The sequence below is a fragment of the Undibacterium sp. Tian12W genome, from assembly GCF_049339405.1.
Taxonomy (GTDB): domain Bacteria; phylum Pseudomonadota; class Gammaproteobacteria; order Burkholderiales; family Burkholderiaceae_D; genus Undibacterium.
Window position 1 is genome coordinate 392,338 of record NZ_JBMPPK010000002.1, and the last position, 22,181, is coordinate 414,518.

Here is a 22,181-nt window from a genome sequence, read left to right on the forward strand (position 1 = left end):
GGCTTAATCTATATTGAACCGTAAACTTATTTACGTCATTCCAGCGTGGTTTTAGCTGGAATCCAGTGGCGTTCGTTGCATACTGTTAGGTATATTAATTTCAGATTCGAATTGTTTTCGTATCTGATTTTCAAATGCCTGCACACGTATTTTTTAGATTGCCGGCCGGTGGTAGACCGGCGGCTACCCACCTTTTTGCTTCGCCAAAAAGGTGGGCCAAAAAGGCGACCCAGGCGTCGTCGCCCCCCTGAAGGGGGTGCCCGTTTGTGCAGTACAAAAAATGGGAAGGCCCGAAACTCGCTCCGCTCAAACAGCGGTCCTTCTTAATCCATTTTCTGTACTGCACAAACGGCGTCGACACATGGGGAACTGCGAAAAATCAAAATCAACTACTAAGCAAAATCAAAGACAACCCAAGGTCAAAACCGGTTGATTTACCTTTCTGGACCTTAATGCGATTGCCTTTGATCTCTCCTTAGCCCTGCTCTTAAAACTTATGCTCAAACGACAATTTCAACACGCGGCCACGCAAAGGCAATGGGCTGCCTGGGCGCATTTGCATGACGGTGTCGCGGTTGAAGGCGTTGAACAGGTTCATGGTCAGTAGCGTGTTTTTCCAGCCTTTGTAATTGAGCGAGAAATCCACCGTGGTGTCGGCAGCAACCTTGCACTGATCGACGGCGACGCCACGGTCTATACAACCCTGTTCAGTGTTGGCACTGTCGAGGTCGCCCCAGCTTAATGTGGTGCCGCTGGTGTAGTAGATGCGGGTGCCTGCGTTCCAGTCACCGTTGGCCCAGCCGAGTTTGGCGATGGCGCGGATTTTTGGTACGCCACGACGGCCTACGTAGTTTTCGCTATAGTCATTGGTGAATGAACTCCAGCTACGGTAATCAGTCTGGTAATTCATTTCCAGACCGGTACTGAGCTTGCCTGCGCCACCCAGGTTCCATTTACTGTTGACATCAACATCGACACCGGCAACTTTGGTCTTGGTCAGATTCGCATATTGCGCACCAATGGTGGCGATAGGGCCGATGGCAAAGCCCAGGGGTTTGCCTGCCAGTTCAGATGCGCGCTGGGCCAGGTCAATATCCTGGGTTGTCATCACGCCACGTTCAACCAGACCGGCTTTTTTGTCTTCATTCGCCAGAGTCTCATCCACACCGAGTACAGAGATTTCATCACGGCGTTTGATGTTGTAATAGTCGATGGTGATGCTGGTGTCTTTGGTCGCCTGCAAGACCAGACCGAGTGTGAAGCTGTTGGATTTTTCTGGTTTCAAATCTTTGTTCGGCAATACGCGTGCAGGAAAACTGACTGAACAACCCAGGTTATAAGCAACACTGGCATTGGCCTGATCAATGGAATTGCCTTTTTTCAGGGCATCAGACATTTGCGTCGCCATGGCGCAGCGTTTGGGATCGAGGTAACCATTGTTGAACCAGGATGCGCCGCCGTTGCCTGTCTCTGGCAAGCTCGGTGCGCGGAAGCCTTCCGCTGCGGTACCGCGCAACATCAGAAAATCCGTGGCTTTGTACGACAGACCCAGTTTTGGAACTACCGCTGCTTCTGTCGTGCCGGATTTGTCAGCGCGCAGGGCGAAACTGCCCTCCAGCTGTTTGGTGAACGGTGCGTTCAATTCAGCAAATGCGGCGCCGACATTGCGTGAGCCTTGTATGGAGACACCGCTGAATTGCACGATTTGTGCATTCAATACATTATCACTGCTGGCCTGTTCAAAAGTTTCATGACGCAAATCAAAGCCGGTGGCCAGTTGCAAAGGGCCGCCACCCAGGGCCATCAATTCACGTGAGGCCTTGAAGTCCAAAAAGGTTTGAGTAGAAGTGCCGTGCGAACCCATTTCCGGGAACATCTTGTCGAGTACCGCTTGTGAGTTTGTTGCGCCAAATTTATATTCACCCTTGACGATGGCATCGTAGTAAGCATAGCGGTCGCGGTACAGATGCTGCTTTTGGGTTGCGGTAGAACTCATGCGGCCTATCGCTCCATCCCATTCCCAGCCCAGATGCGTGCCTTCCAGTCCAACGAGTACGCGGTATTGTTTTGCCTCACCGACGTTCTTGAACATCTCGGGATTATCGGCAAAGCGATAATTCAAACCTACCGGGAAAGAATAAGGATTGAAAGGGTGACCAACCGGTAATTGCGGGTCAGTGAAATACTGCATCTGCCCCTTGATGGAGTCATACCAGGTCAGCGGAACGCCAGTGATATTCGAGCGCGGGACTGAGGTATAGTAAGTACTCTTGGTGTTCGAGAAATTGACTTCGGCAAAACCGGTCAGGTTGTCACCCAGCTTTTTCCTGCCCATGCTGAAGAAGGCAATGCGGTCGGCTGCGGGATTGGCATCGCTGTCTTTCCAGTAGTCATAACGGCACAGGCCGCCGATCAGCAATTCGGGTGCGCAACCGGGGGCGGCAGTGGTGAAGGATTTACCCGCCAGACTTGCGTCTGCATAATTGGCTGGATAACGCCCGGTATAGTTGCCGGGGTAAGAGCCGGTCGACAGCGCGGCGCGGTCCGGATTCATTTTCAGGTACCAGTCCGGCAGTTGCGGAAAAATGTCACGGTCTTTGTAAGCGCCACGGTGATAGGCTTCCAGATGACCAAAGACATTGTAGCCATCTTTCTCCATGTCGCCAGCACCTACCGTGATGGAGGCTGTCTGGGATTTGTTCAGCATGCTGTTGCGCAGTGATTGCTGGGCGCTGGCATTCAGGGTCACGCCCTTGAAGTCTTTGCGCGTAATGATGTTGATGACGCCCGCCACCGCATCAGAACCATAAATCGCTGAGGCACCGTCCTTGAGGATTTCTATGCGTTCTATCGCATTCGCCGGTATCGCATCGATATTCACGAAGGTGGCTTGCAAGCCGTCAGCAAAACCATAGCTGGGCAGGCGGCGGCCATTCAGCAAAGTCAGCGTTGCAGACAAACCGAGATTGCGCAGCGATACACCCGATGCACCACTGGCCCAGGAGTTGGCACCACCAAGGTCGCTGATGGCACTGCGGTCATTATTGCTAAGATTGTCGAGAATGTCCTTGACCGTATTGGCACCGCTGTCCATGATTTCCTGACGGGTCAGGACTTGCACTGGCGACGCAGTTTCGCTGTCCAGACGTTTGATATTCGAACCGGTTACAACCACTTTTTGTACCGGTGCAGCATCTTGTGCATAGCTGCTTTGTAGTCCGATCAATGCCAGGGAAATGGCCAGTGCGGATTTTTTCATATTGGGTAAAGTTTTCAACATATGCTCCATAGTTTTGAGGTTGCCCTCTGTCTCACTATTCAATCCCTCGAATGAACAGCCATTTCCAATTCACTTTGCATCTGCATGTGTATGGATATCTTCCGGGTCTGGTTCTCGCCTTTTTGTGACAGGGCAAGGCCAGCCTTCTCTTTATTTGCTACCAGCTCACGTCCGGTGTTCACACTGCTTAGCCTCTGACAGCAGTGAGGTTTGCCAAGGATATGAGCTGGCCATTTGCCACCAGAATCAGGACGGGGAAAAAGAAATCCATATTCCGGCGGGACTCAAATGTACCAATATAAATATATTTAAGGTATATTTATAAAATATTTGCGGCGTATTTACAACGCGCTGATATCAAGATGCAATCTTGTTTTGCAGTAGAGAAATGAAAAAAGGAGACGGAGTTGAAATTCAGAAATAATGGGATGCTGGCCTTGCCTTTGCTGGCTCTGGGCCTGGTCGCTTGCAGCAGCAACCCACAGCAGGCACGTGATTCGCGTGATCTTGCGCGTGACCAGGAAATACAAAAAGTACTGACGCATGTGCATCAGTGCAGCCCTACGCTGAGCCTGCGTTCACAGGCATTGACGCCGGAAGATGAACGCAAGTCTTGCGAGATGCTGGGCGCGCTTGAACAACAGTTTCATGGCATTTTCGGTACCGCAGGCAAGCCGGTAAAGGATGATCATAACGGTAGCCTCAGAGCCAATATCTACCAGTCCAAGGAAGACTTCATCAAATACGCGACCCAGCATTTTGATATGCCGACCAATAATGGTGGCATGTATCTGGAGGGTTATCCGGATCGACCAGGCAACCAGGCCGAGTTTGTCGCCAACCAGAAAAAAGATGGCAGCATACTCAATCTCGGCCATGAATATGTGCATTACCTCGATGGCCGTTTCAATCTGTATGGCGACTTTTGCGCGAATCTGCATGACTCGCACGCGCCGCCAGAAAACTGCGCCAAGCCTGCGCCACTGACACCTTATCTGGTGTGGTGGACTGAGGGCATTGCTGAGTATATTTCCAGAGGCAAGGATAATCCGGCTGCGATCAAAGCTGCGGGAGAAAAGACTTATGCACTGAGCCAGTTATTCGATACCGGCTATGAAAACAATAATGGCATAGGCAGGATTTATAGCTGGGGTTATCTGGCAGTGCGCTTCATGATGGAAAAGCACAGGCCAGAGATAGAGCAGATGCTGGTGTTCACACGCAGTGGTGACTACCCGCGCTATCAATCTCTGGTCAGATCATGGGGTACAGGCATGGATAAAGAGTTTGCCGCCTGGCTGGATAGCCTTGGCTAAAGCGTAGTTGGGATGAAGCCGGGCACTCGCGCCCGGCTTCATTTTTCAAGCAGCTAGATCTCAGTAGCCAGCAGATTTCGATTTTCTTGGAACAGGCACAAAATCAAACTGCCATTTGACCGGCGTTGCCTGATCATTGACTTTGACAGTCTGGCTCAGTGGCGGCTTGATGCTGCCAAGATTTGGATGCCAGGCCTTGATTTCGTAATTACCATCTGGCAGTTTATCCAGCGTGGCAGCACCGTTCTGATCCGTCTTGACGAAGTAGGGCGTATCCAGTACTAGCACATAGGCACGCATCCAGTTATGCAAGAGGCAATAGACGATGACGATGCCGGGTTTGTCGAAGATCACGGGTGGTGGCATCACGCCACGTTCATAAGTCTTGATCTCGAATTCCTTGGTTGCCGAAAAAGACTTCACATGATGTTCCATCTTGTCATAGTTGGGGAATTTGACTTGTGAGCCTGTGCGTATCGCCGTCACATACGGTGAAAACTGCATATCGTTTTGCGATATGGTGGCCTCGGCTTTTTCTGAGACTGGCAAGGGCGCGCCTATTGGTGTCGCATACACGACGACATCGCTCATGGCATTGCCATTTTTGTCGACTGCCTGGAAATTCAGTTTTGCCGCCTGTGCCAGCATGGGTGAACTTGCCACCAGCATCAGTGTCACCGTCAGCGCCAGGGTGAGCAAGGTACGATACTTTTGCAAAAATAATAGCTTCATCTTTTTTATCGCCTTTAGATTGCTTACTTGGTCACGATGGGGCGTTGCATGGGGGCCAGCTTGGCGATCAGCTTGTTTTGCGCTGAAGATGGGACATCATGTTTTTCCATGGCGATCTGCAAGTCTTCTGCCAGTGCATTGAAATGGGCATTCGTGACTTGCATATCCTTGTGTGCTTCTGCCATGCTGCGGCCGCTGTATTTGCAAGGGCCACCACTGAGTTCACAGAATTGTTCGGTCAGCAGGCTGGCCAGTCTTTCTGTATCTGTTTCCTTGAAAGCCTTGTTGATGCGTACATCATCGAGCACGATGGCGACGAAGGAATTGACGAAGGTACTGATGCCGGTTTTGCCACCCAGACTTTGATACAGGGCGTCATTGCCGGTTTGCGCATGCGCAGGCAGGCTGGCAAACAAACTGACAAACAGAGTGGAAGCGGCTATGGTTTTGCACAGGCGGGAGAGAATATTCATGATAGGTCTTTTTTATAGATAGTCAGTGGGCGCTCAAAATCCTGCTTGCAGGGACAAGTACCAGCCACGCTGATTTTTTGGATTGAAGATGGTGATGTCACCCAGCGTTGCATAAGCCGCCGTGACAGACACATTCTTGGTTGGGAACCAGGCAACAAACACGTCGTAATAATCTTTTTCATTATCGACGCCCAGATTACGCGGCTTCATGCGGTATTCAGCACCAACTGCCAGCTTGCGGTTGATCAGATAAGCAACTGAGGTTTCCAGCATGGGTTTATAGCTGTCTTTTTTGTCGCCACCAAAACCCAGTATGCCCATCTGGTTGGCCTTGGTCATGCGCACCGTACCGTTCAGCAGCAGACTTTGTTCGAGCAGGATCTTGGTCGCAGAAACATAGTAATCAACGCCGCTGTCATCCTTGGCGCCGAGTTGTTTCACGTTGGTGATGCCGAGTGCACCGAGACCGCCTATGCCTTTGTTGCGCTTGTACATGGCACCAACGGCGATTTGTGGCATCCAGCTGTCCTGGTCATACACCGCATCACCGGCAACTTTGACTTTGACGCCAAAAATATCCTGTTTGATATTCAGCGCATTCAAAGGGGCCAGCGAACCTGTGAATTCCTGGCTAGCGAGGGACAGCTCTACACGGTCGGCAATGCCGACCGCGACGCCATAGGTTTTCAGACTGTAGTCCTGAGTGTTGACTTGTGTGTAATGGGCATTGGCACCATAACTGTCACGTGTACCATAACCTGTAATTAATGCCCATGGGGTCAGGCCACCGCCGCCTGCACCTTCAAGTTGGCTGACGCCGCCGGTGGCTGTCAGTTTGCCCATATCAGGTTTCAGCATGTCCTGGGCCAGACTGGCCTGCATGCAGAAGGCGCTACTGCCTGACAAGGCCAGGGCGACGAATTTTCTCTTCATTTGCATTATATTTCCTCTTGATCAAGCGGCAATTTCACACGGGAACCGTGTATCTGCTATTTGTACGGAGACTACTGAAAATCAGATTCAGATTTAATGCAAAAAAAAAATAAAAATATCAGGGTTGCGTCTTGGGGAAAACGATATCGCGTTTCATTGGTGCCAGCAAGGCCATCAGGCGGTTTTGTGTGGCGGATGGAATGGCCAGTTTGTCCATGGCGATCTGTACATCTTCTGCCAGGGCATAGAATTGTGCAGCATTGATACCCAGACCCTGATGCACGGTTTTCATGTCATCACCGCTGTATTTGCAGGGGCCTGCACTGATGACGCAGAACTGCTCTTTCAGTAATTGCGCCAGCCTGGGGATATTGGTTTCCTTGAAGCTGGCCTTGATGCGTTCATCCTGCAAAATGATGCTGACTGCTTCATCAACGATCTGGCTGATGCCGCTTTCACTACCCAGCGCCTGATACAGGGTTGGTGGTGTAGTCTGGGCCTGTACTGCAGAGGTGTTTGCCATTACTGCAAACAGCAAACAGGCAAGTGCCGGAATGGATGGAATGGGTGATATGAATTTCATGCGCTTATTCTCAATTGCCGATTTGCAGTGACAAGTACCAGCCACGCTGGTTCTTTGGATTGAAGATGGTAATGTCACCCAGATTTGCATAGGCCAGTGTCAGTGAAACTGATCTGCTGGGGAACCACGCGAGGAAGGCATCGTAATAAGCCTTTTCATTATCGACCGCCAGATTTTGCGGTTTGCTGCGGTATTCGACGCCAGCGACGAGCTTGCGGTTGAGCAGGTAAGCGACCGACACTTCTGGCAATAACTGGTAATGGTTGCGCTTGTCGCCGCCAAATCCCAGCAAGCCCATCTGGTTGGCTTTGCTAAGACGTAAAGTGCCATTCAGTAGCAGGCTATGATCGAGTATCAGCTTGGTGGCCGACAGATAATAATCAATGCCGCTGTCATCGACAGCACCCAGTTGCTTGACGTTGGTGATACCCAGTGCCTCCAGCCCTTTGACAGCATGATTGCGTTTGTACATGGCACCGATGGCGACCTGGGGTTGCCAGGTGTCCTGATCCGTGACCAGATCACCAGCAACTTTGAGTTTGATGCCGACGACATCCTGTTGCAATTCGAGTTTGTCGAGAGGTGCCAGGCTGCCTGTAAATTTTTGTGTCGCCAGTGACATTTCCAGTTTATCGGCAATACCGATAGCGACGCCAGCAGTTTGCAGGCGATAGTCCTGGGTGCTGACTTGGGTGATATGGGCATTGACGCCATAGCTGTCTTCACTGCCATAACCGCTAATCGTCGCCCATGGTGTCAGACCACCACCGCCTGCGCCTTCCAGTTGTATCACGCCCCCGGTAGCCAGCAGTTTGCCTTTGTCAGGCATGGGCAGGGCTTGTGCAATTACATCACTGGCGCATGCGATGCAGCTGGTCAGCAGAGCAGCAATGAGTAGAGGTTTCAGGTAAGGCATGAATGCAATTTTTCCAGGCTTGTAAAGGTAATCGGACCCGCGTCTGGCGTCCGGTTTCTTTATACAAGTTAGTCAGATGTTGCACAAGACCAATTAACGCTTTGCAACAAGTGTGTCAGATTTGTGAATTATTGCTTCTGTGCTCGCGGGTTTGAGTCTGGCTTGTGCTTTTGCCTGCCCCTGTCTGGCGGCTTCCTGTAAATCAGCCTGCTCCTGCGCACCTTGCAGCATCGCCAGCTGACTGAACAAATTGTAGGCCAACTGATAGTCACGCCTGTCCAGCGCAACGTCGGCGAGGACACTGATGGTCAATGCATAATTGCGTGAGCCAGTCAGCCGTGATAACTGTTCCAGTGCTTCATGCAGCATCTGGTCTGCCGCCTCGAGTGAACCCATCTTGCGCAAAGTGTCGCCTATTTGCATCAGGCAATTGCCTATGCTGGGTGCCCAGCCTGTGGGTTTGGCCAGTTGCAGTGCTTTTTGCAGCCATTCCAGCGCAGTTTCAAAATCACTCGCCTTGCTATAGCTATAACCTATATTCGCTGCGGTCAGGATGGCGCGGCGTATCTGACCAGAATCGAGACAGGCCTGATAAGCCTTGCTCAGGTAGGCAACCGATTCGTCGAGCTGCCCATTCAGGCCAGTATACAAACCAAGAAAATCATCCATCAGGGCGGCCAGGCCGGGGTGGATTTCTTTTGGGCTATTCCTCGAGGCAAAATAGCGGTCGAAGTAAGATTTGGCTAATTTATCATCACGCAAGACAGCAACCCTGGCCAGTGCAGCGGCAGTACATTGCTTGCGCAAGACATCATCACCCTTGCTGGCTTCATCTATGGAGATGGCCATTTCGATGTCACATTCGACATGCTTGCCCTGGTCAGAGAAGATAAAGCCCAGTATGCGGTGGGCATCGCTGAGGGCGGCCGGGTCGAGATGCACGTCAGGATGGCGCAATATGGCCTGGATGATGGCTGCCGCGCTGTCGAGATCAGCATGCAACCACTTTTCTTCTGCCCTGATCAATTGCAGGCGCAGATAGACCAGGGCTTTGTCGGTATCCATCCTGCTTGAGGTATTTAGCAGTTTGCTGACTTGCTCGCACAGGTTCAGGGCGCGGCTACTGTCGCGCTGACGCAAGTGCCAGGCAAGTGTCAGCAATTCGTCGAGTTGTTCTTGCACCACCGTTCCGGTCAAGCGTTGCTCTAACTGCGTAACTTCGCTATCGGTGGCGTATAAGTCCATGGTATGTTGGTTGCTCAAAAGAAATTTTTCATCAGAGTAACCGATTCGTTTTATAAAAGAAATGGAAGAAATTTAAGCTGGCCTTTGTATTTTGCTTTGATTTGGCCAGTCCAATTACCACAATACGCAAGATTTAATCTCTGTGTTGCCACATAAGTTGGTTTTAACAATTTTTAACGGTATATACTAAAGCCCCCTGATTTTTTCTTCATGTATTTTGCCGCCTTGTATGGCCTGAAATAGCAGGGGTAGAGCAGCGCAGGATACCGGACAGGAATTTCCGATCGCTTTTTTTGAGCCTGATTGAGCCCAAGTATGAGTCGTTCTTCTTTGCGTCGAGAATTGGTGATACCCATCATCGTCCTGGTGATAGGGGTGTCTGCCGCCATAGGCTGGGTCTCCATGAAGGCCGGGACAGATGCCGTCTATACCCTGACGCAGCGCATACTTGGCGATATGGTCAACCGTATCAACCTCGCGACCGAAAAACACCTTGATGGCGCCCTGATTGCGCTGGAGTCAGTCGCACCCAGCCCCAGCAATTTGCCCAAAGAGCAGAATTTTTCTGCGGACATGAAAGCCTTGGAAGAAAAATTCTGGGCGGCCAGTGGCTTGTTCATGGATGTTAACAACTACGTGTATTTCGGCGGTAGCGACGGGCGCTTTGTCGGTGTTTACCGAATTTCCAGGGAAATGGTGCAATTGTTCTGGCGTGAACCAGATGGTGACAAACGCACGGTCTTCCGCGTCAGTCATGTCGGTGACCGCTCGAACATCTTGCGCAGTGACGATTTTGATCCGCGTTTGCGCCCCTGGTACAAGATTGCACAGACCTCGGAAAGACCAGTCTGGTCAAAAATCTATAATAATTTCTCTTTCCACTATCCGACTATCACGCTGGCAAAATCGGTCTTTAACAAGAACCATGAGTTTGCCGGTGTCATGGCAACCGATCTGACGCTCAAGGAATTATCGAATTTCCTGCGCAAACTCGAGATCAGCAAGAACAGCGTCGCCTATATCGTTGATGCAGATGGCTATATCGTCGCCACCTCTGGACAGGAACTGCCTGAGCGCACGGTGAATGGCGTGCCTGAACGCATGCGTGCCATCGACATGAAAACACCGCTGATCAGCGAGACTTTTCAAAGAGTAGGCGGCATGAAATTGCAGTCTACCCAGACGCAATCCATGGAGCTCAGCAACGGCACCATTGATGTGGCGATCTCTCCACTGGGTAACAAGCAGGGCTTGAACTGGCTGACCGTGGTTGCCGTGCCACGTGCTGACTTCATGAGCAGTATCAACCAGGGCTTCATGCAGAGTATGGTGATTGCCCTGGCCTGTGTGATCTTTGCTCTCACCATAGGCTTGACCATCGTCGAGCGCGTGATACGAGATATACGAAAACTGACTTCTGCTGCTGAAAAATTTGGTAATGGTGAACCCATGCCCAGCATGCAAATTCGCCGCACGGATGAGATAGGCACACTGGCGCAGACTTTCATGGAGATGGAAAACAAGCTGCGCTACGACAAGCTGACGCAGGTGGCGAACCGTGAATCCCTGTTCACACAGATCAATTACCTGCAAAAGCAGGCCCTGGAAAATCCTGGTGCCAGTGAAGGTTTTACCCTGTTATTCATAGACCTGGACCGCTTCAAATACATCAATGACAACCATGGTCATGATGCTGGTGACAAGGCCCTGGTTGTGATTGCTGCGCGTTTGCGTTCTGCCATACGTGAGACGGATGAAGTCGCGCGCTATGGCGGAGATGAATTCGTGCTGCTGCTGAAAGATACCAAGAGCTCTATTGATATCAACAATACCGTGGAAAAAATCTGCAATATAGTCGAGCAACCAATTGCGCTGGAAGACATCGTTGTCAGTGTTGGTGTGTCGGTAGGCTGGGCCAGCTTCCCTGAGGATGGTAGTGATTATGTGCGACTCATCAAGATCGCCGACAGCCGCATGTATAACCGCAAGCGTGACCGCAAATCAGGCCAGTTCGTGCATCTGGCCTGATTGTTCTTTGATTCTTTTGAATTCCGACTCAGGCCTGGGTAGTTTGCTGGTTTTGCTCTTGCCATTTGGCCAGCCAGGCAGGCATGTCGGTTGAAGGCATGGGTTTGCTGATGTAATAACCCTGGGCTTGGTCGCAACCCATCTCTTTCAGCAAATGCATGACTTCTATATTTTCCACTCCCTCGGCAACGACCCGGAGACCCATATTGTGTCCCAGGTCTATGGTGGATTTGACGATCTTGGTGTCGTCGATATCTTTTTCCATCTTGAGTACAAAAGATTTGTCTATCTTCAGTTCATGAACCGGCAGGCGTTTCAGGTAGGCCAGTGATGAATAGCCTGTGCCAAAATCATCGATAGACAATTCAAAACCCATGGCATGCAATTTGTCCAGCGTCTGGAAAGCCCGTACCGGGTCATCCATGATGGCACTCTCAGTGATTTCCAGACAAAATGAAGCCGCTTTTACTTCATGGTCTTGCAATATCTGGGCAAACTTGCCCGGCAAATCCTGGTCCAGCAAATCACGGGTGGAAATGTTCACCGAGATTTTCAGGTGCATGCCTTGCTGATCCCACATGTGACAAACCCGCGCTGCCTCGTTCATGACCCAGTGCGTCAACTGACGTATGAAGCCAGACTGTTCGGCAAAAGGAATGAACTGATCGGGAAAAATAAAACCACGCTCAGGGTGTATCCAGCGCACCAGTGCTTCAACCGCAATCACCTGACCATGATCGAGCTCGACCTTGGGTTGAACATATAGACGAAACGCTTGCTGTTCCAGCGCTGCCCGCAATTCACTGAGCAGTGACAGGCTTTGCTGGCTGGATTTGTCGATATCGGGTGAATAAATGATAGCACCACTATGCCTCAGTTTTGCTGCATACATGGCAACTTCAACCCGGCTCAGCAAACTCTGAGCATCCCCCGCATGTTCAGGAAAACCGGCGATGCCGATGCCAGCCCCCAGATCGACAGTCTGGTCTTCTATGGAGATGGGTTTTTCCAGTGAGCGCAAGATGCGGTTTGCCAGTTCCAGCGCATCTTCCTTCGCGCTATTTGGCAGCAATATGGCAAATTCATCACCGCCGAGGCGGGCTGGTTTGGTACCGCCAGCGCCGAGTTCTGCAGATAGGCGTATGGCAACCTGGTTCAGCAGGACATCACCAAAGCGGTGTCCCATGACGTCATTCACATGCTTGAAGCGGTCGAGGTCCATCATTAGCACGTAGCAGGATTTTTCATGAGAGCGTGCGCTGGCAATCGCCTCTTCCAGCATGTCGGTAAACAGTGCCCGGTTCGGCAGATTGGTCAGGGTGTCCCAGTAAGCCAGACGGCTGATTTCTTTTTCACGCTGGGCAATACCATCACGCATGGTCATGAAGGTACGTGCCAGGTCGCCAATCTCATCTTTTTGTTTGACGTTGATGGTGGCCGTGTAATCACCGGCACCCAGGCTGCGTGCAGTTTCTGCCAGTTGCCTTACCGGCCCGGTAATGCGGCGCGCAGTGATGGCACTGATGATGCTGGCGACGACGGCAGCAAGTACCGTCAGTAGCAAGAGATTGCGCTGCAATTCCTTGTAAGGAGCAACTGCCTGGCTGATAGACAGTTGCAATACGGCGATGGTGTTGAACTGTTCATTCTGTGCCAGTTTGAGTATGCGGGCACTATACTGGTCTTCATCGATTTGCAGGGCGGGCAGGTAGTTGACCAGTTTGTCTGAGCTCGGTAATTGCTGGGCCAGCTTGTTGGCGTTGTCATCACTGAGACTGGAAACATTGGCGAGCCAGCTCCCCTGTTTTTCAGAGGTCAGCAAACTGATTTGCATGCGTGACAATTCATGCATGTCGGTCACCAGAGCCTTGCCTATGGGGATCGCCATGACGACCCAACTGATAGTGACTGGTGCTTCGATGGGCACGACCACCATTTGATAAGGTTTGCCATCGACTATCGCGGTGCTGGCTGCGCTACCGGTTTTTTCTGCGGTTTGTATCAGTGCAGAAACCGATTGTTGCAGGCTGCTGCTCAGTTCAGTGTTTGCACTGTTATTGCGGCTGGCTTTACTGGTATTCGAATAGGCAGTAATTTTTTTGTCCAGCCCGACCAGCATGGTCAGGTCTGAGCCTATGCGGTTGCCGTGATTGGACAGGGTAGAGACGATAGTTTCAGTATCATGCGTACCTATGGCTTCACGGAAAGCGTAATCCTTGGCGAGGACGATGGCACCTTGTATGAGTTTTTGTGCATTCTGATCCAGCAGGCGCTGCAAGAATTTTTCATTGATTTTCAGATTCTCTTCAACGGAGGTACGGGCGTTCCTGTCTATGGCACTGCCGATGGCGAAATAGGCTGCCAGTTGTACCGTCAACAGCAAGCCTATGAAAAGAGTGACAACCCGGTTTTCCAAACTATGCAAACGCATGAACTTTCCTCTTGGTGTGCGTGGGAAAAGTATCTCCTGCTGACCCAGCCTTGTAATTAACCCGCCTTGTAATTCAATTTTACCGTCAGGCTGGGACCATTGCTGTCGATTTGTATATTTTGCTCTTGTACCGTTGCCGTCGATGGTTGTTTGGGATGCCAGGTTTTCAATACATATTTACCAGCGGGAATGGCTGGCAGGCGAGCATTGCCGTTAGCATCGGTCTTGGCAAAATAGGGTGTATCGACGATATGGATATAGGCAACCATCTGGTCGTGGATATTGCAGCCAACCACAACGGTACCTGCCTTGTCGAATACTACAGGTGCAGCAGGCTTGCCTGAATACAGCTTCAATTCAAAAGGCTTGGCCGGGGAAAATGAATAGGCGTGATGCCTGACCGTGTCGTTGTTGGGAAAGGAAACCGAAGTGCCGGTTTGTATCACCGTCACGAAGGGCATGAACTTCTTGTCTTTTTGCTGAATCTCCGCAGTGGCTGACTTGGTAATCTGCGGGCTGCCAACAAGTTCTGCATAGACCACCGCATCCGGCACAGCCTGTCCGCTGGCATCTGTGACCTGGATGCTTGAATTGGCATGTGCAGTTCCAGCCATGATCAGGCTGCTTGCGATACAGACCAGGGTGAGGATGCAGGAATTGGTATGCGAACGTTTCATGGCTACACCCTGGCAAAAAATGATTGAAATGAGTTTTGCTTATATTACTTTAGTTCGATTACTTTAGTTCGATACCTGCATGAATGCCTACACTATTTGCAAATAGGGCTTGACGCATATTTCGTGCAATTTTGTAAAAATATGTCTCTGGATGAATTGTTTGCAGAATATCAGGTAAAGCCAGCCCTGAATTGTTATACTATTGTATAAGGGCAATTTGCGCACAGTGCTTGCGTGTGGTGAATTGTAGCTGGCGAGTTCGTACTGGTAATTTATGCAAGGATCGGCTGGAATCGGCAGGAAGATGCAGGAATACGGGGCATGGAATCAATCATTAAACACCTGGTAGAAATTACCGGGCATCGCGATCATGACTTACTGAATATTTCAGTAATTACTGCGCTGCGTCAATTGACCAACGCGGAGTCGGCGCGGGTGCTGGATGTTGTTTCTGTTGGTCAGCAAGTCTTCATCAAACCCCATATCAGCATAGAAAACGACAATGTCGCGATTGCTGACGAAACCCAGGCATCCCCTGCTTCTCATGATTCCATCGAACTTTATCCTCAATTGAAAGAGGGTATTGCGCAGAAGCAGCAAATCATAGAGCAAGTCATAGAAGGCGGCAAAATCATTTGGCTGCCGATCTGGATCAATGACAAATTGCATACTTGTCTCGAAATTTACAAGCCCGCCAATTACACCACGACGGCGATGGAAGTCGTCAACGGCATGCTGATTGTCTATCGCAATTTCCAGAACCTGCTTGATTACAGCGAGCGCGACTCACTGACAGGTTTGCTGAACCGCAAGACTTTCGACGATAATTTTTCCAAGGTTTTGCGAAGCAGTGCCTTGCAACAGCAAGCCAGCACAGAAGCTGAGCGGGCAGAAGAAGAACGCCGCAGCCATGAGCCTGAACGCCAGCATTGGCTGGCTGTGCTTGATATTGATCACTTCAAGCGTGTGAATGACCAGTTCGGGCATTTGTATGGTGATGAAGTGCTGATTCTCATCGCCAATCTCTTGCGTAGTTCTTTCCGTCCCTCAGACCGCCTGTTCCGTTTTGGCGGTGAAGAATTCGTCATCTTGCTGCGCTCGACTTCGCAGGAAGATGCCAATACCATTTTCGAGCGTTTCCGTCAGAATGTGGAACAGCATTATTTCCCACAGGTTGGCACGGTCACCATCAGCATAGGCTATGCCCGCATAGATCCATTTGAACCTGCCGTCGCCATCGTGGGCCGGGCTGACCAGGCGCTGTATTTCGCCAAGTCCAATGGCCGCAACCGCACGTGTTTTTATGATGAACTGGTGTCCAGCGGCGATTTGAAGACTGAAGTGTCCAACGATACCGCTGAATTCTTTTAAGACTGAGCCTGACCTGCTCTTGTTTGATAGCGCAATTGATGAATGCGTTGATTGATGAATTGATGAATTAATTAATAAAATGGCGCTGCAGTGTTGCAGCGCCATTATTTTTTGTGCGGGACAGTTGTCAGGCAACGATCAATTTATCAACTGGCAGTCTGTTCTTTATGCTTGTGCGCGCTGGTCAGCACTATCACGCTGCCAAGAATGATACTCATCGCCAGCATCTCGCGCATGGACAAGTGCTCGCCACCAAACACCACACCAAGACCTACTGCGATGACAGGATTGACATAGGCATAACTCGCAGCCAGGCCAGCCGGTACTTTTGACAGCAAATACATATAGGCAGTAAATGCCAGCAGCGATCCAGCCACCACCAGATAGGCCCAGGCAGCCACCGCATTGAGGGTTACTTCCCCTGTCAGTTGCTCACCCTTACCCAGGCTGATGATAAACAGGAACAAGCCACCGACCAGCATTTCACTCGCAAAGCCCATGCCGCCAGCCGCCATCTTGAGTTTCTTTTGCGACAAAATCGAACCCACATCCCAGCACAATATCGCACCCAGCAAAAATAGTATGCCCAAAGGTTGTGCCGAAAACTGGCCGTCAGACGCCAGCAACATGGCACCAGCAAAACCGCAGAATATGCCCGCCCATTCACGACGCTTGGGCCAGTCACCAAACATGCCCGACAAGCCAGACAGTATCATCGGTGAGCAGGCAATAAACACGGCAGTCAAGCCGGAAGACACATATTGCTGCGCCACCGCTGTCAAACCAGTGCCACCACCCAGCATCAGGATGCCGACTATGCCGCCATCGCGCCATTCGCGCAAAGTCGGGTTGGGCGCGCCGCGTGATTTTTGCCAGGCATACAAGATAGCGCCTGCCACCAGAAAGCGCGTACCTATCATCATGAAAGGCGGGAAAGCCTTTAAGGCCACCTGTATGGCAAAGTAAGTGGAGCCCCAGACTATATAGACGGTAAGCAGGGCGAGTAAAACTTTACGTGGCAAATGGCGCATGGCAGGGCTAGCTTAAATTGATTTCAGGTAATCAGTGTATGTTAGTCAGTTTGAATATTGAATGGATAATCAAAGGTAAATCAGGTACATTTCTTTTAATCTCAACGAAAAAGCAGGGTTTCTCCGTGAAAATAGAATTGGATATGATGGATGGCAAAATCCTCGAGATTTTGCAGGCTGATGCCAGGGTCACCATGGCCGAGATAGGCCGTCGCATACATCTGAGCCAGCCTGCCGTGACTGAAAGGGTCAAGCGCATGGAAGCGGCCAATGTCATCACTGGCTATCATGCCAGGGTTGATCCAGAAGCGCTGGGTTATGGCATCACCGCTTTTGTCCGTATCGCCAGCCGTGGAACCGATACGCCAGTTTTAAAAATTGCCGAACAAGTACCAGAAGTGGTTGAATGCCATGCCATAACAGGCGAAGATTGCGTGATTGTCAAAGTGGTCGCACCTTCGGTGCGTGAGCTGGAGCGTGTGATCACCAGCCTCGCCCGTTGTGGTGTCACTTCGACTTCCCTGATCTTGTCTTCATCGATAGAAAGACGGGCCATCAAGCCCGTGGAATAAAAAAATGGAATTGCGCCAGCTACGTTATTTTGTCGCCATCGTCGATCACGGCTCGCTGTCACGCGCAGCGCGCGTGCTGCATATCGTGCAACCGGCACTGACACAGCAATTGCAGCAACTAGAAGAAGAACTCGGTGCGACTTTGCTGCATCGTTCTGCACAAGGCATGCAGGCGACCGACGCCGGAAAAATATTCTATGAACATGCGCTGGCGATTTTGAAGCAAGTCAGCGATGCCAGATCAGCTGTCGCCCAATCAACCGACAAACCCAGCGGCACGGTTGCTTTGGGCATACCGCAAAGTGCCTCTGGCGCGCTGGCCTTCCCCTTGTTAAAAGCGGTGCGTGCAGCTTATCCCGATATCGTTTTTCAGCTGACAGAAGAATTGACTGGCAACCTGACCGAGCAGTTACGCTCAGGCCGTTTGAACCTGGCGATACTGTTTGATGATGGCCAACTGGGCGGCTTTGCCAGCAAGCCACTGGTAGAAGAAGAAATGATGTATATCACACGCTCAGATTCGCAATTTGCCTGCAAGCGCAAATCGATCACGCTGGCGCAAGCCTTGCAGGCGACCCTGATTTTACCCAGCATACAACATGGCGTGCGCCCACGCATAGAACAGGTGGTCAGGGAGCAGGGCAAGCACATAGAGAATGTCATCGACATCACCTCGATAGCGATTTTAAAATCTGCGTTGATGGCCGACATGGGAGCGACCATCTTGCCTGTATCACCGATGCTGGCAGAAATTGAACGTGGCGAAATGCGTGCCTGCCCTATCAGTGATGTACAACTGTTTCGTACCGTAACCCTGTGCGCCTCAAAAAATATCCCGCTGACGAATGCAGCTATGGCAGTAGAAAAACTGGTGCTGGAACTGACCCGCGATTTGAGCACGAGTGGTAAGTGGCTGGGCACCAGCAATCTGGTGGCGCAATAATGGATGGACTGGTGTATTGGGACAAAATCAAAAAACCAGTCTTCGCCGGCTGGTTCTTGTTCTGGCTATTGATGGTGGCGGTAGCCGTGCAAGATCATCTGAAAGGTGGCGGCAAGCATATCTGGGAACCCATCTTCTGGGAAAGTTCCTCTGCCCTTGTCGGCACACTGCTGCTCTTGCTACAAAGGCGTAAGCTGACCGACAGGCGTTTATTGCAGACACCAGCCAAATGGTTCTGGCAGCAAATCCTGCCCCTGCCTTTGTTCAGCACTGTATTTGTGGTGATGGTATATAGCCTGCGTCATTCGGTATACGCCTTGCTGGGACTCAGCTATCAGCATGATGGCTGGATCAAAGTGTATTTTTATGAGTGCAGCAAGATATTCATGTTTTTTGGCATGTTTTATGTCGTGATTTTTGGCCTCCAAGCCTATGCTTCTTTGCTCGAAGAAAAAGAGAATGCAGAAAAATCCCAGGCGCTGTTACGCGATGCGCAATTGCACAGGCTGACGCAACAGATGCAACCGCATTTCCTGTTCAATGTACTCAACACCATTTCATCGCTGATGTATACCGATGTCAAACTGGCCGACACTGCCCTGAGCGAGATCGCCGCACTCTTGCGCGCCAGCATGGACCTGGGTCAGCACAGCGAAACCAGCCTCGCAGATGAGTTGAAGCTGCTGCAGACCTACGCAAAACTCATGAGCCTGCGCTTTATCGACAGGGTAGAGATCAACTGGGACATTGCTGATGAGGTGCTGACCAGTAAAGTACCGGTCATGAGCCTGCAAACCATACTGGAAAACAGTTTCAAGCATACCGTCGAAAAACGCAGCCAGCTTACTCACATCAAGATCAGCGCATACAAGGAGGCAGGACAAGTCATCTTGCGCATCGAGGATGACGCAGGCCATTTGCAGGAGAACGCGGAAGGCTCAGGCGTAGGCATCAGTAATTTGCGCCAGCGCCTGCAAGTTCTTTATCAGGATAAAGCCAGCCTGCAATTGACCGATCTGAAGCCTTCAGGCGTTATGACAGAACTGCGCCTGCCCATTGATGCCGGGAGCATAGCTTCATGAAAATCCTCATCGTCGATGATGAAGCCTATGCCAGGGATAAACTCAGGCGTCTGGTAGCCGAACATGTGGCAGATGCCGTCGTAGCAGAAGCCAGAGATGGCAAAGAAGCGCTGGAATGCATACATAAACAACAGCCCGATCTGGTTTTCCTCGACATACAAATACCGGAGATGGACGGCATTACCGTCGCCAGTCAACTGGCAGCGCCTGTGCCACTGATCGTTTTTGTCACCGCTTATGACCAGTTCGCCCTGCAGGCTTTTGATGCGAATGCAATAGATTACCTGCTCAAGCCTTATGATGAGGCGAGGTTCTTGCGTGCCCTGCAAAGAGTGAGTGAGCGCAGGAGCAGCGCGAAGAAAATCCAGGCAGAACAGCATTTGCTGCTGAGCGAAAAAGGCCGTGTCACTGTCATCAGACTGGCCGACATCATACGACTGGAAGCTGCTGATAATTATGTGATGATCCATACCGCGCAACAACAGCACATGATGCGGCAAACCTTGTCGGGTTTGCAGGACAGGCTGGGGCAGGACTTTGTGCGTTGCCACCGCAGCCATATCGTCAGGCTGGACCAGATTACCCAGGTTTTGCCAGCGCAAAAGGGCGATGCTGAACTGCTGCTGCAAGATGGCCTGCGCCTGCCATGCAGCCGTCAGCACAGAGACGAGGTTGTGCAGGCGCTTGCCAACTGAGTCAGGGCTGATTTCCATTTCACCCCTGCTCACATCCAGTCCGCCACATTTTTCTGGAGTGAATTTGACCATGCTTTTAGTATCGCGTCTGTGTTCATCAATGACCAGAAAAAAGAGCCATGTCAAATTCAAGCATAGCAGTGCCAGGTTTGCCGTCCCAGCGTTTATATTTTCTCGACTGGGTCAGGATCATCGCTTTCTTCCTGCTGATCTTGTATCACGTAGGCATGTACTATGTAGAGTGGGGCTGGCATGTCAAAAGCCCGCATGCGAATAGCGCGATACAACCGTTGATGATGCTGACCAGCCCATGGCGTCTGAGCCTGCTGTTTTTTATCTCAGGTGTGGCATCTGCCTTCATGCTGGAAAAAATCGCCACCGGTAAATTCCTGCGCAGCCGCAGCCTGCGTCTTTTGCTGCCGTTGATCTTCGGCATGTTTGTGATCGTACCGCCGCAGGCTTATCTTGAAGTGGTAGAAAAACTCGCTTATGCAGGCAGCTACGGCGAATTCATGCAGCTCTACCTGCATCATTACCGCGGCTTCAAGATAGGGGGAGGTGTGCTGGATCTGCCCACCTGGAATCACCTGTGGTTTGTTGCCTACCTGTGGGTATATAGTGTGCTGCTGTGGTTCTGGCTGGCTTTCAAACCTGCATGGTTCCAGGCTGCCCGCAACTGGCTGCAAAAGCAGATGAAGGGTTGGCGCATCCTGGTTTTGCCTGTTGCTTACCTGGCGCTGGTACGTATGGGTTTGTTCAGTTCTTACCCGCCGAATAATGGCCTGGTGGCTGACTGGTATAACCATGCCTGCTATTTGTTTATCTTTACATTCGGTGCCCTGATCGCCAATTCCCAGGCATTCTGGCAAGAGCTTGCCAGCATGCGCTGGCTGGCCCTCAGAATAGCTGCATGTGGCTGGTTGTTTTTGATTATCTATTTCAGCTTCGAATATGATGCAACACCACAGTGGTTCATCATGCTCCAGCGCGGCGTATGGGTTTGCATGGCCTGGTCAGCGATTATTGCAGCCTGTGGTTATGCGAAGCAGTATCTGAACTTTGACAGCCCTGCAAGGCGCTATCTGACGCAGGCAGTGTTTCCTGTGTATATCTTGCATCAGACTTACATCGTCATCATGGCGCACAGCATGAAGCCGCTGGCCTTGCCTGCCCTGCCAGAAGGCATCTTGCTGGTGGCGCTGACAGCAGCGACTTGCTTTCTCAGTTACGAGATCATACGCCGGGTGTTTTTCCTGCGACCCCTGTTCGGGCTGGATCTTGGTCTGACTTATAAACCAAGAGCACTGAGCCCGGGATGATCATCTGGCCTGCGACCCTGGGGCCAGTGGAATAAACGCTGATCTGCGCTGATGCGCAGATCATTGATGCTGGCAAATCGTTTATGCATGAGGCCATTCTCAGCAAATTCCCAGTTCTCATTGCCGTAAGAACGCGTCCAGTTATCCTCATGATCGCAACTCTCATAGGCAAAACGCACGGCAATGCGGTTCTCGCTAAATGCCCAGATTTCCTTGATGAGGCGGTATTCACGTTCAGCCGCCCACTTGCGCTGTAAAAAATCCCTGACTTGCTCACGTCCCCGCGGGAATTCATGACGGTTGCGCCAGACAGTATCTACGGTATAAGCCAGTACCACCTTGTCAGGGTCGCGGGTGTTCCAGCCATCTTCTGCCATGCGTACTTTTTGTATTGCCGTCTCCAGCGTAAAGGGTGGCAAGGGTGGGCGTGCAATTTCCAATGACTTATCCATTTGTATTTGTCCTTAAGTAAATATCGTGAGTTGAGTTATCGATACTCAAATTTACGCAATATCGTTTGTCTCAAGAATAGCCATGATTTACAATTAATTATT

Annotated in this window: 19 protein-coding genes; 8 read left to right on the top strand and 11 right to left on the bottom strand. The window is 51.0% G+C overall.

Annotation, left to right across the window (positions count from 1 at the left end; translation table 11 throughout):
* Positions 1–487 precede the first annotated feature (487 nt).
* Positions 488–3,277 (bottom strand): TonB-dependent receptor plug domain-containing protein, encoded by a 2,790-nt coding sequence (locus ACO0LI_RS03795; RefSeq protein WP_423030965.1) that lies wholly within the window; start codon positions 3,275–3,277, stop codon positions 488–490.
* 410 nt (positions 3,278–3,687) lie between these two features.
* Here ACO0LI_RS03795 and ACO0LI_RS03800 point away from each other — a divergent pair, with 410 nt between their 5' ends.
* Entirely contained in the window at positions 3,688–4,596 is a 909-nt protein-coding gene (locus ACO0LI_RS03800; protein WP_423030967.1) for a collagenase, read from the top strand.
* Positions 4,597–4,656: 60 nt separating this feature from the next.
* On the opposite strand, the gene ACO0LI_RS03805 is transcribed toward ACO0LI_RS03800, so the two are convergent.
* The 6 genes from ACO0LI_RS03805 to ACO0LI_RS03830 all read right to left on the bottom strand — a co-directional run bounded on the left by ACO0LI_RS03805 (position 4,657) and on the right by ACO0LI_RS03830 (position 9,478).
* On the bottom strand, positions 4,657–5,328 hold the full coding sequence (locus tag ACO0LI_RS03805; RefSeq protein ID WP_422949216.1) for a methylamine utilization protein: 672 nt from the start codon (positions 5,326–5,328) through the stop codon (positions 4,657–4,659).
* Between the two features lie 23 nt (positions 5,329–5,351).
* Positions 5,352–5,801: a group I truncated hemoglobin gene (locus ACO0LI_RS03810; RefSeq protein WP_422949215.1), complete on the bottom strand. Its 450-nt coding sequence runs from the start codon at positions 5,799–5,801 to the stop codon at positions 5,352–5,354.
* Positions 5,802–5,834: 33 nt separating this feature from the next.
* Positions 5,835–6,683 (bottom strand): DUF3034 family protein, encoded by an 849-nt coding sequence (locus ACO0LI_RS03815; protein WP_422949328.1) that lies wholly within the window; start codon positions 6,681–6,683, stop codon positions 5,835–5,837.
* Between the two features lie 169 nt (positions 6,684–6,852).
* Positions 6,853–7,317 (bottom strand): group I truncated hemoglobin, encoded by a 465-nt coding sequence (locus tag ACO0LI_RS03820; RefSeq protein WP_423030969.1) that lies wholly within the window; start codon positions 7,315–7,317, stop codon positions 6,853–6,855.
* A gap of 10 nt (positions 7,318–7,327) precedes the next feature.
* Complete coding sequence (locus ACO0LI_RS03825) at positions 7,328–8,233, bottom strand: DUF3034 family protein (protein ID WP_423030971.1); 906 nt, start codon at positions 8,231–8,233, stop codon at positions 7,328–7,330.
* 93 nt (positions 8,234–8,326) lie between these two features.
* Positions 8,327–9,478: a tetratricopeptide repeat protein gene (locus ACO0LI_RS03830; RefSeq protein WP_423030973.1), complete on the bottom strand. Its 1,152-nt coding sequence runs from the start codon at positions 9,476–9,478 to the stop codon at positions 8,327–8,329.
* Between the two features lie 315 nt (positions 9,479–9,793).
* Here ACO0LI_RS03830 and ACO0LI_RS03835 point away from each other — a divergent pair, with 315 nt between their 5' ends.
* A complete protein-coding gene (locus ACO0LI_RS03835; protein ID WP_422949211.1) occupies positions 9,794–11,506 on the top strand; it encodes a diguanylate cyclase domain-containing protein in 1,713 nt (570 codons plus the stop codon).
* A 28-nt stretch (positions 11,507–11,534) separates the two neighbouring features.
* Here the strand turns inward: ACO0LI_RS03835 and ACO0LI_RS03840 are convergent, their stop codons facing one another.
* Complete coding sequence (locus ACO0LI_RS03840) at positions 11,535–13,937, bottom strand: EAL domain-containing protein (protein ID WP_423030975.1); 2,403 nt, start codon at positions 13,935–13,937, stop codon at positions 11,535–11,537.
* 56 nt (positions 13,938–13,993) lie between these two features.
* Complete coding sequence (locus tag ACO0LI_RS03845; RefSeq protein ID WP_422949209.1) at positions 13,994–14,614, bottom strand: methylamine utilization protein; 621 nt, start codon at positions 14,612–14,614, stop codon at positions 13,994–13,996.
* A gap of 321 nt (positions 14,615–14,935) precedes the next feature.
* Here ACO0LI_RS03845 and ACO0LI_RS03850 point away from each other — a divergent pair, with 321 nt between their 5' ends.
* On the top strand, positions 14,936–15,985 hold the full coding sequence (locus ACO0LI_RS03850; protein ID WP_422949208.1) for a GGDEF domain-containing protein: 1,050 nt from the start codon (positions 14,936–14,938) through the stop codon (positions 15,983–15,985).
* Positions 15,986–16,131: 146 nt separating this feature from the next.
* Here the strand turns inward: ACO0LI_RS03850 and yedA are convergent, their stop codons facing one another.
* Positions 16,132–17,016, bottom strand: coding sequence for a drug/metabolite exporter YedA (gene yedA, locus ACO0LI_RS03855; protein WP_423030977.1), 885 nt, complete (start codon positions 17,014–17,016; stop codon positions 16,132–16,134).
* 125 nt (positions 17,017–17,141) lie between these two features.
* Between yedA and ACO0LI_RS03860 the strand changes: the two genes are divergently transcribed.
* From ACO0LI_RS03860 to ACO0LI_RS03880, 5 genes are all read left to right on the top strand, one after another.
* On the top strand, positions 17,142–17,588 hold the full coding sequence (locus ACO0LI_RS03860) for an Lrp/AsnC family transcriptional regulator (protein ID WP_422949206.1): 447 nt from the start codon (positions 17,142–17,144) through the stop codon (positions 17,586–17,588).
* 4 nt (positions 17,589–17,592) lie between these two features.
* Positions 17,593–18,531 (top strand): LysR substrate-binding domain-containing protein, encoded by a 939-nt coding sequence (locus tag ACO0LI_RS03865; protein ID WP_423030979.1) that lies wholly within the window; start codon positions 17,593–17,595, stop codon positions 18,529–18,531.
* Positions 18,531–19,613: a sensor histidine kinase gene (locus ACO0LI_RS03870; protein ID WP_423030981.1), complete on the top strand. Its 1,083-nt coding sequence runs from the start codon at positions 18,531–18,533 to the stop codon at positions 19,611–19,613. The genes ACO0LI_RS03865 and ACO0LI_RS03870 overlap by 1 nt, the downstream gene beginning before the upstream one ends.
* Positions 19,610–20,308: a LytR/AlgR family response regulator transcription factor gene (locus ACO0LI_RS03875; protein ID WP_423030983.1), complete on the top strand. Its 699-nt coding sequence runs from the start codon at positions 19,610–19,612 to the stop codon at positions 20,306–20,308. Before ACO0LI_RS03870 ends, ACO0LI_RS03875 begins: the two co-directional genes overlap by 4 nt.
* Positions 20,309–20,427: 119 nt before the next feature.
* Complete coding sequence (locus tag ACO0LI_RS03880; protein WP_423030985.1) at positions 20,428–21,627, top strand: acyltransferase family protein; 1,200 nt, start codon at positions 20,428–20,430, stop codon at positions 21,625–21,627.
* On the opposite strand, the gene ACO0LI_RS03885 is transcribed toward ACO0LI_RS03880, so the two are convergent.
* Positions 21,597–22,079, bottom strand: a complete 483-nt coding sequence (locus tag ACO0LI_RS03885; RefSeq protein WP_423030987.1) for a DUF1348 family protein — start codon at positions 22,077–22,079, stop codon at positions 21,597–21,599. The genes ACO0LI_RS03880 and ACO0LI_RS03885 overlap by 31 nt on opposite strands.
* Positions 22,080–22,181 lie beyond the last annotated feature (102 nt).

Excerpts from the sequence above, each read along its gene's own strand:
- ACO0LI_RS03805 (WP_422949216.1), bottom strand. The coding sequence starts at position 5,328 with ATGAAGCTATTATTTTTGCAAAAGTATCGTACCTTGCTCACCCTGGCG.
- ACO0LI_RS03810 (WP_422949215.1), bottom strand. The coding sequence starts at position 5,801 with ATGAATATTCTCTCCCGCCTGTGCAAAACCATAGCCGCTTCCACTCTG.
- ACO0LI_RS03815 (WP_422949328.1), bottom strand. The coding sequence starts at position 6,683 with ATGCAGGCCAGTCTGGCCCAGGACATGCTGAAACCTGATATGGGCAAA.
- ACO0LI_RS03820 (WP_423030969.1), bottom strand. The coding sequence starts at position 7,317 with ATGAAATTCATATCACCCATTCCATCCATTCCGGCACTTGCCTGTTTG.
- ACO0LI_RS03825 (WP_423030971.1), bottom strand. The coding sequence starts at position 8,233 with ATGCCTTACCTGAAACCTCTACTCATTGCTGCTCTGCTGACCAGCTGC.
- ACO0LI_RS03830 (WP_423030973.1), bottom strand. The coding sequence starts at position 9,478 with ATGGACTTATACGCCACCGATAGCGAAGTTACGCAGTTAGAGCAACGC.
- ACO0LI_RS03835 (WP_422949211.1), top strand. The coding sequence starts at position 9,794 with ATGAGTCGTTCTTCTTTGCGTCGAGAATTGGTGATACCCATCATCGTC.
- ACO0LI_RS03840 (WP_423030975.1), bottom strand. The coding sequence starts at position 13,937 with ATGCGTTTGCATAGTTTGGAAAACCGGGTTGTCACTCTTTTCATAGGC.
- ACO0LI_RS03845 (WP_422949209.1), bottom strand. The coding sequence starts at position 14,614 with ATGAAACGTTCGCATACCAATTCCTGCATCCTCACCCTGGTCTGTATC.
- ACO0LI_RS03850 (WP_422949208.1), top strand. The coding sequence starts at position 14,936 with ATGGAATCAATCATTAAACACCTGGTAGAAATTACCGGGCATCGCGAT.
- yedA (WP_423030977.1), bottom strand. The coding sequence starts at position 17,016 with ATGCGCCATTTGCCACGTAAAGTTTTACTCGCCCTGCTTACCGTCTAT.
- ACO0LI_RS03865 (WP_423030979.1), top strand. The coding sequence starts at position 17,593 with ATGGAATTGCGCCAGCTACGTTATTTTGTCGCCATCGTCGATCACGGC.
- ACO0LI_RS03870 (WP_423030981.1), top strand. The coding sequence starts at position 18,531 with ATGGATGGACTGGTGTATTGGGACAAAATCAAAAAACCAGTCTTCGCC.
- ACO0LI_RS03875 (WP_423030983.1), top strand. The coding sequence starts at position 19,610 with ATGAAAATCCTCATCGTCGATGATGAAGCCTATGCCAGGGATAAACTC.
- ACO0LI_RS03880 (WP_423030985.1), top strand. The coding sequence starts at position 20,428 with ATGTCAAATTCAAGCATAGCAGTGCCAGGTTTGCCGTCCCAGCGTTTA.
- ACO0LI_RS03885 (WP_423030987.1), bottom strand. The coding sequence starts at position 22,079 with ATGGATAAGTCATTGGAAATTGCACGCCCACCCTTGCCACCCTTTACG.